This is a genomic window from Halorientalis marina, assembly GCF_023028345.1.
In the GTDB taxonomy this organism is placed as follows: Archaea; Halobacteriota; Halobacteria; order Halobacteriales; family Haloarculaceae; genus Halorientalis; species Halorientalis marina.
The window spans coordinates 198,340-212,552 of record NZ_CP095488.1; the positions used below are offsets into that span (position 1 = coordinate 198,340).

12 protein-coding genes are annotated in these 14,213 nt (G+C 58.9%); 5 read left to right on the forward strand and 7 right to left on the reverse strand.

Going from position 1 to position 14,213, the window contains the following annotated elements:
• Window positions 1-993 precede the first annotated feature (993 nt).
• The 3 genes from MUG96_RS19920 to MUG96_RS19930 all read left to right on the forward strand — a co-directional run bounded on the left by MUG96_RS19920 (window position 994) and on the right by MUG96_RS19930 (window position 3,302).
• Window positions 994-1,482: a DUF4112 domain-containing protein gene (locus MUG96_RS19920; RefSeq protein WP_246989424.1), complete on the forward strand. Its 489-nt coding sequence runs from the start codon at window positions 994-996 to the stop codon at window positions 1,480-1,482.
• Between the two features lie 416 nt (window positions 1,483-1,898).
• Window positions 1,899-2,039, forward strand: a complete 141-nt coding sequence (locus tag MUG96_RS19925) for a DUF2080 family transposase-associated protein (protein ID WP_246989425.1) — start codon at window positions 1,899-1,901, stop codon at window positions 2,037-2,039.
• 3 nt (window positions 2,040-2,042) lie between these two features.
• Window positions 2,043-3,302, forward strand: coding sequence for an RNA-guided endonuclease InsQ/TnpB family protein (locus tag MUG96_RS19930; RefSeq protein ID WP_246989426.1), 1,260 nt, complete (start codon window positions 2,043-2,045; stop codon window positions 3,300-3,302).
• A gap of 728 nt (window positions 3,303-4,030) precedes the next feature.
• Here MUG96_RS19930 and MUG96_RS19935 read toward each other — a convergent pair.
• Both MUG96_RS19935 and MUG96_RS19940 read right to left on the reverse strand, forming a co-directional pair.
• Window positions 4,031-5,287 carry a hypothetical protein gene (locus tag MUG96_RS19935; RefSeq protein ID WP_246989427.1) on the reverse strand — a complete coding sequence of 419 codons (1,257 nt, stop codon included), beginning with the start codon at window positions 5,285-5,287 and terminating at the stop codon, window positions 4,031-4,033.
• Window positions 5,288-5,458: 171 nt separating this feature from the next.
• Complete coding sequence (locus tag MUG96_RS19940; RefSeq protein WP_246989428.1) at window positions 5,459-5,965, reverse strand: cupin domain-containing protein; 507 nt, start codon at window positions 5,963-5,965, stop codon at window positions 5,459-5,461.
• A gap of 337 nt (window positions 5,966-6,302) precedes the next feature.
• Here MUG96_RS19940 and MUG96_RS19945 point away from each other — a divergent pair, with 337 nt between their 5' ends.
• On the forward strand, window positions 6,303-6,977 hold the full coding sequence (locus tag MUG96_RS19945; protein WP_246989429.1) for a helix-turn-helix domain-containing protein: 675 nt from the start codon (window positions 6,303-6,305) through the stop codon (window positions 6,975-6,977).
• Window positions 6,978-7,306: 329 nt separating this feature from the next.
• On the opposite strand, the gene MUG96_RS19950 is transcribed toward MUG96_RS19945, so the two are convergent.
• Window positions 7,307-7,960: a potassium channel family protein gene (locus tag MUG96_RS19950; RefSeq protein ID WP_246989430.1), complete on the reverse strand. Its 654-nt coding sequence runs from the start codon at window positions 7,958-7,960 to the stop codon at window positions 7,307-7,309.
• A 3-nt stretch (window positions 7,961-7,963) separates the two neighbouring features.
• A complete protein-coding gene (locus MUG96_RS19955) occupies window positions 7,964-9,418 on the reverse strand; it encodes an APC family permease (protein WP_246989431.1) in 1,455 nt (484 codons plus the stop codon).
• Window positions 9,419-9,905: 487 nt separating this feature from the next.
• Here MUG96_RS19955 and MUG96_RS19960 point away from each other — a divergent pair, with 487 nt between their 5' ends.
• Complete coding sequence (locus MUG96_RS19960) at window positions 9,906-10,877, forward strand: DUF3592 domain-containing protein (protein WP_246989432.1); 972 nt, start codon at window positions 9,906-9,908, stop codon at window positions 10,875-10,877.
• Window positions 10,878-11,011: 134 nt separating this feature from the next.
• Here the strand turns inward: MUG96_RS19960 and MUG96_RS19965 are convergent, their stop codons facing one another.
• The 3 genes from MUG96_RS19965 to MUG96_RS19975 form a co-directional block, all read right to left on the reverse strand.
• Complete coding sequence (locus MUG96_RS19965; protein ID WP_246989433.1) at window positions 11,012-12,265, reverse strand: Glu/Leu/Phe/Val family dehydrogenase; 1,254 nt, start codon at window positions 12,263-12,265, stop codon at window positions 11,012-11,014.
• 462 nt (window positions 12,266-12,727) lie between these two features.
• Window positions 12,728-14,020 carry a glutamate dehydrogenase GdhB gene (gene gdhB, locus MUG96_RS19970; RefSeq protein ID WP_246988781.1) on the reverse strand — a complete coding sequence of 431 codons (1,293 nt, stop codon included), beginning with the start codon at window positions 14,018-14,020 and terminating at the stop codon, window positions 12,728-12,730.
• A 2-nt stretch (window positions 14,021-14,022) separates the two neighbouring features.
• Window positions 14,023-14,166, reverse strand: a complete 144-nt coding sequence (locus tag MUG96_RS19975) for a rubrerythrin-like domain-containing protein (RefSeq protein ID WP_246988783.1) — start codon at window positions 14,164-14,166, stop codon at window positions 14,023-14,025.
• Window positions 14,167-14,213: the final 47 nt, after the last annotated feature.

Genomic DNA, 14,213 nt, shown 5'->3' on the forward strand with positions numbered 1-14,213 from the left:
GATAATGTGAGACTGATTCGATGACAGGCTGTTAACCAAGCAGACCGCTGTTCCAATGACACATTCCTGCTGACAGTCGATCCAGTACGAGAAACTTGAATTGAAGGTCAGAACATGGGAGAACCACCCTCTGAATCGTGCACTGGCGGGGTCGATACATACAATTGTTGGCAGATATGCCTGTGCAATGATGGAACGGGCGAATGCAACACTGATAGTATCTCTCGCGAGCAGTTACCGGCGTATCGGCTGGGTCACCGGCTGGCGCGTTTCTTCCGGCCGGCCTGGCACGGTATCGGCGAATCCCTCGTGAGCGTCACTATCTTGAGTCAGCGAGAGAATCCCGCCGTTCACGGCGTTGACGAGACGCTTCGCGTCTCGTTTGCACACCAGAACGCGAAGCGTTCTGGGGACGGGCGTGAATCGCGTAAGCTCGGTGCCGCAAACTACCAGACGGTGGCCGGCTGGAACCCCAACGGTTAGTAGCACCCATGCCGACTGTTCGCACACGGGTTCCGCCGACTCCCGATGGCTGGTTACCACGGGAGTCGGGCCGTCAACCACCCATGGCGACGGTGCTCCGCGAGCCCGGTCAAAAGGCGTGACCGGAGCCGGCACAGGAACCGCAAGGTTCGACTGCCGGGGAGAGAACCGCCGTTGAGAAACCGCGGGGCAATGACTTCCCGGTGGATGGGAGCCCCCGTGACAGGGCCACAGGACGCTCCCGAGCAAGGGTCGAAACCCGCCCCGCCGACCTCCGGAGAGTCAGTCCTGAAACCGACCGGCACCAAGCCGGGTTCTCTCTGTGCAGGGAAGCCGCGCCGTCGTCGGGCTTCGCCCGACTGCCCGAGGGATCTTCGATCCCTCTCCGTTCACGGCGCGGAGGATGTCACCACTCGAAACCACCCGGTCGGGACCCGCCAGTCGATACCATCCAGTCTGGACCACCCAGTCGGGACCAGGGTTATCCGTCCGTGACTGTAATTCACGGCCATGACCAGTAACGGCGGAGCAGACCTGTCGGACGCGTTTGACGACAGTCTGGAGAACATCCCGGAATCGGTCGACCGGGCCGCCATCGAGCGGATGCAAACCGTAGCGTATGTCCTCGACGATAGCATCCGTGTGCCGGGCACGGACTACCGTGTCGGTCTTGACCCACTGCTCGGTTCGATTCCAGTCGTGGGAGATATCGCCAGCGGCGCGTTCTCACTGTACATCGTGCTCGAATCGGCTCGACTCGGTGTCGGATACACGACATTGCTGGCGATGATCGCGAACGTCTCGCTCGACGTGGTTGGGGGCACGATTCCGTACGTCGGCACCGTCTTCGACGTTGTCTGGAAGGCCAACAAGCGCAACCTCGAACTCGTGCTCGAGGACCTCACCGACGACGAAAGCAAGGGCGGCCACGCCGACGACGAATCATCGGAGAGCGAGAGCGGGGGCATCGAGATCGAGGTCGAACCGACAAGTGCCTGAACAGTTGGCTCTGCGGTATGCCACATGATGTCAGTGCTGAATGAAACTTCTCCATCTCGCACTGGCAGATTCGCTACATGCGGTCGTTGTCAGACGTGTTTGTGCGAGTTGCACAGCGCTGTCCGAGTCCACAGGTCGATGCCGTCGGTTGAGACGCTGTAGGTGCTCGACGCCATGGTCAGTTGCGACTCTCGGCCGTTCGAGCCGATATCATCGGTCCGAGTCGCGGGACTACCCCTTTAGCTGAATGCAGGCGGTAAGCCCCCTTCCTCAAGGAGCAACGCAGGCCGAAGGCCGAGTAGCGCAGTAGGGAGGGGATACACCGCCGCCATCATCGTCGACACACTGTTCTATTCCCAACCCACAGGCCAACGCACCGATACATTTATGTTGAAACAAAGTTTAAACACAGGGTGATGGATCGGCACGAAATCAAAGGCCATGAAGTCATCGAAGGCGAGGTAAAAGCCACTGGCAATGGCGCACACGTCCTCGTCCCAAAACGGTGGCGTGGAGCAGACGTAAAAATCGTCAGAACCTCTGAGCCTGACGAGTAACCGATGAACTACAGCTACAGGTATCGCCTCACGCCGACTGAAGACCAGCGCGAGACGCTGGACTACCACCGCGATACCTGTCGCCAACTCTATAACCACGCCCTGTACCGCTTCAACCAAATCCCCGAGGACGAGGGCACCGTCAAACAGCGCGTCCGCACGATCCGTGATGAGCTTCCCGACCTCAAAGACTGGTGGGACGCACTCGCCGACATCTACTCGAAAGTGCTTCAGCCCACCGTCATGCGGATTGCGAAAAACATCAACGCACTGGGGAAGCTCAAAGAGCAGGGCTACAAGGTCGGTGAACTTCGGTGGAAGTCACCTCGGGAGTTTCGCAGTTTCACGTACAACCAGTCTGGCTTCGAGCTCGACAAGAAGGGCGGCCAGACTGTGCTGTCACTGTCGAAACTCGCGGACATCCCCATCGAGTTCCACCGACCGCTGCCCGACGACGCCACGGTCAAGGAAGTCACGCTCAAAAAAGAGAAGACTGGCGAGTGGTTCGCCATTTTCGGGATCGAGAGGGACACAGAACCGCCAGCCAAGCCATCGCTGGAGGAGATCGACGCCGAGGAGGTGGTCGGGATCGACGTGGGCATTCGGAAGTATGCCCACGATACAGACGGCACAGCGGTCGAATCACTCGAGCTCTCGGAAGACCGCAACAGGCTCGAACGAGAGCAACGGAAGCTCTCCCGGAAAGCATACGAGTCGACCAACTGGGAGAACCAGCGCCAGCGAGTGGCCGAGTACCATCTCGACATCAAACGCAAGCGGCGTGATTTGTTGCACAAACTCTCGAACTACTACGCTCGGGAGTACGACCTAGTCGCCGTCGAAGATCTCGACGTGAAAGGGATGCTCGAATCGCCGCGCAACAGCCGCAACACGGCGTCAGCGGCGTGGAATACCTTCACCGATATGCTCGAATACAAGTGTGAGCGGGAAGGCACACACTTCGTGGAGGTTGACCCGGACGGCACCACCAAAGAGTGCGCTCAGTGTGGTGTCGAAACTGAGAAACCGCTGTGGGTGCGTGAGCACTCCTGTCCTGCCTGTGGCTTCGAGGCCGACAGAGACGCAAACGCGGCGTGGAACATCCTTTCTCGCGGACTCACCAAACTAGGAGTGGGTCACTCCGAAGGAACGCCTGTGGAGACTGCGCTCCCTGCGGGAACCACCCCGGTTCCTGCAAAGCGCGTCTTAGAAGCAGGAAGCCCCACCCTCAGCGAGCGCGTCAGCGCGAGCAGGGTGGGGTAGTTCACATGGCTCCCTTGCGCGCTGTAGTACCTATCGAGAGCGTACTGGGTCCGGAAGTGGGCGAAGTTCTGGCGTCGTTCCTGACCGCTCAATCGTTTGGATTTCGACATTGTTCACTGCGACAGTGAGTGTTTCCCAGTCACTCGGGACATTCGCGCCACCGACAAGGCGAGTGACGGAACTGCATCGCGATTCCTCGGTCGGTTCACTAGACGGCGTGTCGCTACTGAACTCAGACGTGACGTTGAATCGCAAGACGTACTCATTTCCAATAGAATGGGTCAGCTCCGGTTCAACGTCTCCTAACTCGTCACAGAGCCTCACGTCAAATGTTAAATCCGCGGAGTCGCCGTCACTGACGATGTGAACCCACCCGCTGTGAGCCTCCCCTTCGCTTGGGAACGATGTACTGCTCTGTGAGTAAGCGAGTCCGAGGGAGCTGCCACCCTCGTCTGTTTCGCTCTCATCCGACGAACTCGGACTCCCGGAACTCGCCCACCCCTGACAGCCGGCGAGGCAGCTAATACCAGCAATGGAACTGACGGCCAGCACCTTGCGACGGGATAGTGGAGGGCTCATCGACTCAGTGGATGTGTAACCTTGGTAAGTGATTTTCGCCTGTCATCGATCTGTGCGTGGGAAACGATAGTCGACGTTTTGTCTCTCGTAAATATGCACATGCAATGAGTGCCAGTTACTAGAAATTTTGCCAGGCCAAACGCTGCGTCCTACGGATTACTAGTACTTCCCGATTCACCGCCACTGGCACTCCCACCGCTCGCGTCTGAGCTCTCACTGCTACTCCCGCCAGAGCTTCCGTTCCCCGATGCGGCTGCGGATTCAGAACTCCAGGCCATGCCCGCACTGTAGAGGGACGCTCCATCCTCGGTCGTGAGCGACACCGATATCGGACTGGTGACGGAATCGACAGTCCCCGCAGTCGGACGGTCCGCAGTCACCTGGAGCGTTCCAGTTGCCGCGTCGATGTACGCGTACCGGGTATCACCGGCCATGAGCGACGTATCGAGTGTCGCCGTCGTGGTCGTGTTGTTCGAGGTGACACTGATGGTGGTGTTGCTCGGGACGTGATCGCCGCCCCCATTCCGGACGACCAGATACGAACTGTTCTCAACGTTAACATCTAGTTGCATCTGTAATGTTGCTCCCGCCGGCACGTCGTCGAACCAGTCCGGCTTGTCCACGCGATCGACGCCCGTTCGGAGCAGTGTATAGCTGTACGATCCCGTTTCACGCTCGGTGGCCGCGGCGACTGTGAAGCTCCGAATCAGTCCGGACTCACTGACGACGAGACGACCATCGAGTGAACCCACGTCCGTGAGCGGACCGTAACTGTCAGCAGGCGTGACGAACGTATCTGCCGTCAACACGACCGTCCCATTACCCGTCGATTCGTTGGCGACCGTGAAGTTCCCCGCCGCGAGATACTCCTCGACGCCCGAAAGGACACTCAAGCGGTCATCACGGCGGTCGTTTGTACGGTAATTGTACTCCCCGTCTGCCCTCGTTCGGATGACTCGCGTCGTGTCGTTGCTCCAGAGATCGAAGTCAACCGCGTCGTCACTCGCGGACCGCGAACCCGTCAGTTGGTACGTCGTGAGCCCGGCTCCGACCACGAGGTCAAACGTGGACTGTTCGGCCGAACTCTGCCGACGAATCCGAACGGCACCCCCAGTCTCGGTCAGACTCGCTTCGTTCGCGCGTGCCAACGCCGTCGCGTTCGTGAGCGTCCCATCCGAGACACCGGGGATGCTCTCACTCGAAACGGTGGCTGTTTCGTTGCCATCGGTCGGTTCGGTTGGTGACGATCCATCCGAGACACCGCGGGTGGTCTCACTCGAAACGGTGGCCGTTCCGTTGCTGTCGGTCGCTTCGGTCGAAGGGTCTGTCTCTGTCCCTAGTCCGCCCATACACCCTGCCAGCACGACTGCTGCAAGGAGTACAAGAACGAGTGCTCGTCGTGTCACGCTGTATGCTTCGACACCACAGGGGAAAGTCTCTGAGAAAGGACAAACTGCCATTTGAGTGTGGATTGTTCTCAGTGAGCAAAAGTAATCCAGTCTAATCCAATGATCACCAAACTCCAACGAGAACGGCCAGCTCGAACGGCGACGGACTCGCGGCAGCACGCCCCACCGTCAAATGGCCTCCCACTCCGGCTGCTCAACGTGTCGAGTCCAGAACGACGTGTCGAGATACCTATCATCGATGCCAGTCGTTCCTGACAGCCGGGCGACCCGCTGGACGGTCGCCCAGAGGAGCCGCTGCACCGGCAGAGGTGCCATCGGTATGATCGTCTCGTCGTACAGGTCAGCCGCCACCGCGAGCGATTGCAGCGGTCCCGGGCCAGGATAGGTGTTATTCTCCTTGTTGCCACGCTCGTGAGCCAGTCCCCAAGTGGTGTAGAGTCCTTTCACCGTCCGCATCGATGGCAGCTCGGCTTTGAACGCAACGATTTCGTCGGTATCGTTGCGGAAGGTGTGGTCCTGCCCTGGTTCGACAGTCAGCGACTCTCCAGGGGCAAGCTGGATCGAGTCTCCCTCGCGGACGATGGTGACTGTCCCCTCAAGCGCCCTGAACGTCTCTGTCGTCGGATGATAGTGGAGCGGTGGCTCGGGAGACTCTGGCGACACCCACTGGATCATAACGGGGTGGTCGGTCTCTCCAGACTCCGGCCGCTCCAGGAGTGTCGCCCACGTCCGATTCACCGGGTCGGAAACGAGCGGGTGAGACGACTGTCGCAGAAGGACACCGGCAGTGCTCTCGGGATTCAATTCGAGTGTCGGTCCATCAGTCGTCGCTCCAGCCACGAGCGGGCGACCGGTCCGCATCGTTTCGTTTCCGTTTTGATCAGGGTTCTGTCCCTGATCACGTGGCCGTGTCCTGGATCCCATCTCTGTCTCATCGGACGGTCCGATACGGAATGGAACTTCTGTGAGGTATACCTGCAGGGTTTATGACCCCCTCGTTTGAGTACAGGACGTGAAACACCTCCGGGTCACCGTCCACGTCGATGACGACTATACACCGGAATTTTTCGAGTTACTGGCTGATTCACCGGCCATCGCGGAAGCTCGTCTGGTTGACTGGAGTATGACGGCCAGTGAACAGTCCACGCTCTTGTATATCGTCGATGGAGATCCAACCCCCTTCGCCGAACAGGCGGCCAATACCGCTGGCATCGATTCGGTAGAACTGTCCGATACCAAACAGGGTCGAACGTACGTGTTGGTCGTTATGCGACCGTTAGAGACGCCAATGTTCGCTGCCATCCACCGAGCAAGCACACAGGCGGGTCTTATCGTCCGCAAACCGATTATTTACCGCGATGGTACGATGTCGGCTCGCGTCGTTGGCGACGCTGGGGCACTCCAGCGTGCCCTCGAAGCGGCCCCAGATGGCGTCGAAGTACAAATCGACACAATCAGCCAATTCTATGGGCATACGGACGATCCAGTGGTAGGGCTAAGCGACAGACAGCGTGAGGCAGTCGCAGTCGCGCTCGAACTCGGCTACTACAATCAGCCTCGTGGGGCGACCCACGAAGACGTCGCCGCTGAACTTGAGTGTGCGCCCCAGACAGCCAGTGACCATTTACAGAAGGCTGAAGCGAATATTATCCGTGCAGTGATGGACGAATTCGGAGGTGACGCGTAAGTCGCCTCACATCGATACAGTTGCGCTCCAGGGGGCTGTCAGAGAACACTCCAGATGGAGTGTCTCTATTTCGCCAACCTCCACGTATGTACTGAAAAACTCAACCTATCTGGACGGAGCTCTGTGCAAGAGACGCGGACACACTGAGCAGTGAGAGAGCACGTTCGGCACCAGGCTGGGAATCGGTCAGTTCAGAGGAACGATGTATCGTTTCAATCACCGACCTACCCAGTCTCTGTCAGGAGCTGCGTGCTGAATACAGGGCGCATAGTTAGCAGTCGTAGTAAGAGTGCTCTGACGAACTCTGCCGTCTGGAACGAAGACTGTGACTACCCTCGCATCAAATTCATCACTTCATCGACGACGTCCGGTTCAACAGCAATGACGTAGCGGCTGCCGGGTGTCAGCGTCGTGTCCGGGCGGGCAATCCGCTGGCCGTCGTCGTCAGATATGATCAACGTCCCCGCAGGAAAGCGCACATCGGTCAGTTGCTTTCCGGCGGCCGGGGCCCCCTCTGCAACGCGAACGAGCATGATGTCGAGGGTGCCCGTCACGTCCGCCAGCGTCTGGACGTCGCCACCGACGATTTCGTTCGCCGCCACTTGGGCGCCGGCCCGCTCGGGGAAGAGGACCGCGTCCACAAATCGCGTATAGGCCTTGCCAGCCGCGCGGTCGATGCGCGCTACGGTTCGGATATCGGGATTGAGCTCCGAAGCGGCTAGACAGACCGCGAGGTTCAGCCCTGTTTCACCCGTGAGGGCCGCGATCACGTCGGCTCGCTCGATGTCAGCCTCTTCGATGATGTCGGGATTTGTCGCATCACCCTGGATGACCGTCGCTATCCACTCGTCGGCGATCTCCGAGACGATCCGTTCGTCGCGTTCGATAATTGTCACATCGTGGCCACGGTTCGCAAGTATCTCCGCTGTCTGGAAGCCGACGCGCCCACCGCCTGCGATGATGGTGTCGAGATTGCTGGTCATGGTTCAGTCTTCAGCCTCCGGTGTGATTTCGGTATCGGTCGTCGTCGGGCCGCGTTCCGACGGCGCTCGCAGCCGCTCAAGTGCGAAATAAACGAGGCCCCCAAGCAGGATCCACGCCACGCTGAGCGCTAGGGCAAGCGGGTCGGTCCGGATCAGGTACTCCACGAGCACCCCGGCCAGAAGCAGGTTGAGAGCGATACCGAGCAGCGCCGGAACCGGGTAGTAGGGCATTTCGTAGGGGCGGTTCATGTTCGGTCGCTCCCGACGGAGTCTGATCACCGCGACGTTGACGATGATGAACGACAGCAGAAAGAACAGGCTCGCCATATTCCCGGCGCTCTGTGTCGGGAGTGCCACTGACCCGAGCATCACGACCGCGCTGGCGAGGATCGCAACGAACGGGGTCCCGTATCGGTGGTGGATCTGACCGAACGAGGGCAGCAACTGTCCCTCTCGACCCATCGAAAACGCCACCCGCGAGGAGGCGATTACGACCGCATTGAGGGCGGTCAGCGTCGAGAAAACCGCACCGAAGACGATGAGCGCCCCGCCGTTCTGGATGATTGGTAGTCCGGTCGGCATGAACGACGTCGCCGCCGCGGCGATACCTGCCTCGCCGGCGTCGGCGAGCCCCTCTGCCCCGAGCGTCCCGACGGCGACGGTTACAACCGCTAAATAGACTATCACGGTCGCAATCAGACTCACGAAGATCGCTTTCGGGATGTTCTCACGGGGGTTCTCGACTTCCTCAGTGACGGTCGTGATGAGGTCGTAGCCCTCGAATGCGATGAACGTCAGCCCCATCGCCGGCAGGATGGCGGCAGCGCCGGCTCCCTCCGGGAACAGCGGCTGGAACTCGGCTCCGGAGAACATCGGTGAGCTGAACCCAAAGGCGACGAACACGACCAGGATGCTCACCTTGATAATGGTGAACATCGTTTCAGCGCTTCCACTGGCGGCCGTCGAGACCGCGTTGAGCGCCACCAGACCGAGAACGGCAACGAACGCCAGCAGGAACGCGAGTGGCACCCCCATTTCAACGACCGGGACTACGACAGCTCCCACCTCGTCCGGCGGCGGAACGATTCCGTAGACGTGCAACAGTTCGAGAAAGTTCGGCGCGAAGCCGAGCGCGTACAGCCCTCCCGCGATCATATAGGCGAACCAGAGCATCCAGCCCATAATGAACGAGGGGAGATCCTCAAAGATCTCTCGAACGAAGGCGTATCCACCGCCACTTTTCGGGATCGAGGCGGCCAGCTCTGCATACGAGAGGCCGGTGAATGCGGTGACGACGCCGTTCAGCGCGAAGACGAGAATCGCGGCCGGGCCAGCGATTTCGGCGGCCAGCCCTGTCAGGACGAAGATGCCAGCCCCGATCATCGCCCCCATGCCGATCATCGTCGCGTCGAGTAGCCCGAGCTCGGCCTCCGGGGACCGGGTCTGGCTACCGCTCACTGCTCATACTCACCGGTTCGCTCGTCGGGTATCATACGGTACGATGTTCTGTTAATCCACTTTAATAGCCGGGGTGGATTCTTCTATGTCGAGAATCATATTGGGATTTGGTAAATCCTTATACCATTCCGCGGCGCTCGGGGGTCCGCAACCAGTCGCTTGAGATCAAAATACGGTCGAAAACGGGACACCTGGAAAGACCAAACGCTGAACCAACCGAGTCGATTACAGAACTTCTGACACCGGTGGGGGTTGGGTAGAGTTGCTGACTACATCCTCTGAACTGACCGATTCTCAGCCTGGTACCGAACGTGCTCTCTCCTGCTCAGTGTGTCTGCACTCTGGGTAGTTCCATCCTCAGTAACCGACGACTCTGCGAATCGTCGATGCCACCCCTGGTGCTGGTATTCCCCGTTGCCACCGGAGTTGCTACCACTGAAACAGCGTGTGCAAATTTATCAGCCCCTTCTTCTATACCGCGAATACAATGCAGTTTACACTGCGTGGAACACCAATCGCGGTCACCCCGCTGATGGTGATCGCGATCGTCATCGGGCTCGGTGTTGCGGGCTACGGCGGATACGACTACATCCAGCAGTCGAACGCCGTCAATGACGCTGTTGCCGTCGAAACGACTGTCACCGACACGGAAATCAGTTCGTCCGACGGCCGGAGGCTTTTCTATCGCGTCACCGTCGAACACACCTACCAGTACCGCGGCACCGAATATACAAGCGATCAGGTGTTCCCCGGCACGACCAGTCCGATGTACACCGTTCGGAGTGATGCAGAACGCGCAATTGAGCCGTACGAGTCCAACGCAACGACAAGCGCCTACGTCGATCCGGGCGCTCCAGGGCGGGCGTTTCTTGAACGGCAGACGACGTTAGCTCCCCTCAAATTCGTGGGATTTGGGGTCCTTATCGTCCTCTTGACGACGCTTCATGCCGTCGGCGCACGCAATCCCGGCCGGAGTACGGAGTTACGCCCGACGAGTGAACGCGAACCGACGCGTCACGAGACGTTGTTAGGGGTTAACCGTGACACAGTCAGCCGACTCAGTAAGCGTCTCTTGCTGATTGCACCAGTCGTTTTCCTCGCTTCACTCGTCGGCACGGTGGTCCTCGTCTACACAGCGGAATCGGCGTCAATACAGGCTGGTCTAACGGACTTGGTTGGGCTCACGACACTGACAGCGTTCATTGCTGCACTCGTATTTATTGCTGCACTCGTGTTCTACGGAATCTGGTCGTTCACCGAGTACCGGCGACTCCGTGAGCGGATTCCGGAGCCGCGGCCACCGAGTCCGTTCCGACATCCCTCTCGGCTCGTTACCATTCTTTACACCAGTGACGGCCTCGACACCTACGGGCGACGGGTGAAACTGACCGGCTTCGTGTTTGTCGTGACCGCGGTTCTCGCCGGGGTGCTCGTATTTCTCCTCGTCACAGCATCGTAGCCACCGATCGCACGGGACGGTTTGACTCTGGTCGAGGACCGGAGTATATTTGCACATCCACCCCACCCGTCGGTAGCTCGTTCGATGAATCCTCTGTATTCAGTAATCGGACTGGGTGACCTGCTCGTCGTTGTTCAGGGCCAGGTGCCGGCCTGTTCACCAGCGCTGATGACTCGCTGAATTGCAACGACATACGCAGCAGTTCGAAGCGACGGGAGTTCGCGTGATTCATAGGCGTCAACGAGGTTCCAGAATTGGTCGACGATGGTTGTATCGAGCTGCTCGTTGACGCGCTCTTCTGTCCAGTAGAATCGCTGGCGGTTCTGGACCCACTCGAAGTAGGAGACGATGACGCCACCCGCGTTGGCTAGAATATCCGGGACGACGAGGACATCGTCGTCCTGTAGAACGTCGTCAGCGGCCGGGGTAATTGGACCATTTGCGGCCTCGGATACGATGTCGGCCCTGATGTCGTGAGCGAGCGATTCATCTATCGCGTTTTCCAGGGCCGCGGGAATCAACAGATCGACGTCCAGCGTCAACAGCTGGTCGTTCGAGAGTTCCTCTGCGGCATCGGGATATCCGACGACACTCCCGGTTTCGCGTTTGAATTGCTTGACAGCGGCTGGGTCAAACGAGTCGTCTGTGTAAATACCACCACTGGAGTCCGAAACGGCAACTACGTCGGCCCCCATCTCGTAGATGAGTTTCGCCGCGATCCAGCCTGCGTTACCGAAACCCTGGACGGCAACTGTTGCTCCCTCGAGACTCTTATCGAGGTAGTCGAACGCCTCACGCGCTGCGACGATTGTGGACCGACCTGTCGCCTCGACTCGCCCCTCACTCCCGCCACTTGAGATATCTTTCCCGGTAATGACGCCCGGTTCGGTCGTATTTTCCAGTGTCTCGTAGGTGTCTTTGATCCAGTTCATCTCCCGCTGTCCCGTGTTGACATCTGGTGCGGGAACGTCACGGTCTGCACCGATAAACGGTGTCAGTTCGACCGCGAATGCACGGGTGATTCGCTCGAGCTCGGACTCGGAATAGTCGCTGGGATCGATGACGATTCCACCTTTCCCGCCACCGAGTGGCACATCGCTCGTCGCCGTCTTGTAGACCATCCAGCCCGACAGCGCTTTGACCTCGTCACGTGTCACCTGCGGGTGGTAGCGGATACCGCCCTTGTATGGACCGCGGTCACCGTTGAACTGGGAGCGGTATGCACGAAACACCTCGATCGAACCGTCGTCCATCTCGACGGAGAGATTCGTTTCCAGCACTCGCTCCGGTGTCTTCAACCGGTCGATCTGTCCCTGGGCTACATCCAGATATTCAGCTGCCTCTTCGATCTGTGTCCGGAGACTCTGGTACGGATTCACTTCGGCCATGTGAGGACCACAGCAATCTAACTACCAAAATCTGTCCATCTAATTTCTAATTATATTTGATATTTTACTTTAGATGTCTCTACTGTAAAGGCGAAATTTCTCGTCCAGTGGATCTTTTATTCCTGAATATTCACCTCAGTATCATATTCTGTTAATAAACGACGGCCCGATTTGCGGGCGACTTGTATTGTCACCTCAGTATCAAGAACGACTGCCTCCCCGATCCGTCGACTCCCGGTCACGGGCACTTCGATCCGGTCTACGTCGGAGATCAGACAATCACGACGGTCCCGCATTTCGAGCAGGACGTCTCCGCTAGGAAAGTGCCAGATTTGCGTGACCGACTGAAAACACGGCAGTAATGTCGGCTCCTCTATGTACCTAATACCTCTCGACTTCTCTCTAAGCTCGTTACTACCAACCATTTTTATTATATTTAATATCGGACTCCATCGAAACGGCTCACGGCCAGAGACCTCGCGCGTCGTGTGCGTCAGCGACTCGCGACAGCGCGACGATATACGTCGCATCCCGCCAGGTTACGTCGTGATTCTCGAACTCAGCACAGACGTCGTTCCAGGCGTCCAGCATCTCGCTTTCGAGTTCATCATTCACCCGCTGCAGCGACCAATACCGACGATTGATGTCCTGAAGCCACTCGAAGTACGACACAGTGACACCTCCAGCGTTCGCGAGGATATCGGGAACTACCGGGATCGACCGCTCCCTGAATACCTCGGCTGCTGCGGTCGTTGTCGGCCCATTCGCGCCCTCAACGACGATGTCTGCCTGGACTTCGGGAGCGGTTTCGTCGGTGAGAACGTTCCCGACAGCAGCTGGGATCAGGACGTCGACGTCGAGCGCGAGCAGTTCACGGTTCGACAGTGTTTCGGGGACTTCGTGTCTCGCGACGGCTTCCGGTTCTTCGTCGTGGGAGGGTATCGACCTCGGATCCAGGCCGTCTGGGTCGTAGATCGCACCACTGACGTCGCTGACCGAAACGATGGTCGCACCCCAGTCGTCCAGCAGTCGTGCAGCGTTCGCACCGACGCTTCCGTATCCCTGGATGGCAACCGTCGTCTCCGTGAGATCCCGGTCGTAGTAATCGAGAACTTCCCGTGTGACGATCGCGACGCTCCGTCCGGGGGCACCCTCACGTCCTTTGCTTCCGCCGATGACAGGTGGTTTTCCGGTGACGACACCCGGAATCGTCTCGCCTTCTTGCATCGAGTAGGCGTCCATGATCCACGCCATCGTCTGTGGATCGGTGCCCATGTCGGGCGCTGGAATGTCCCTGGTCGGCCCGATAACGTGGCGAATCTCCTCGGTGAACCGGCGACTGAGTCGCTCTCGTTCCTCGTCGCTAAGCGCCTTGGGATCGACCGCGATGCCGCCTTTCGCACCTCCGAACGGGAGATCCATGACTGCACACTTCCAGGTCATCCACATCGCCAGCGCGACACACTCGTCGCGGGTGACCTCTGGCTGAAAGCGGAGACCACCCTTGTACGGACCACGGACACTGTCGTGCTGGGCCCGATAGCCAGTGTACACCTCGACGGTCCCGTCGTCCTGTTCGACCGGCACGGTCACCTCCTGAACTTTCTTGGGGTGTTTGAGCCGTTCGATGACGCTCGAGTCGATATCGAGGTGTTTTGCCGCACGCAGGAGTTGTCGTCGAGCTATCGCAACCGCTGATTCGTCATCACTTGCTTCCTGCCGGTCGTCGTGGGTGCCCGACGAGTCCGTGCTCATCGTCACTCGAGTGGTGTCTGTCGGTTACGCATCTCGCCCCCACACTTCGGGCAGGGACTCGGATCGTCTTCGGCGACGACGACAGCTCCACAGTCGAAACACTCGTACGGCGTTTCCTCGTCGGGGGTTTGCGTGACGTCTCTCATGGTGATTCACGAGCGCCTGTCGCCGTCACTCGGCACTCACCCGTTGC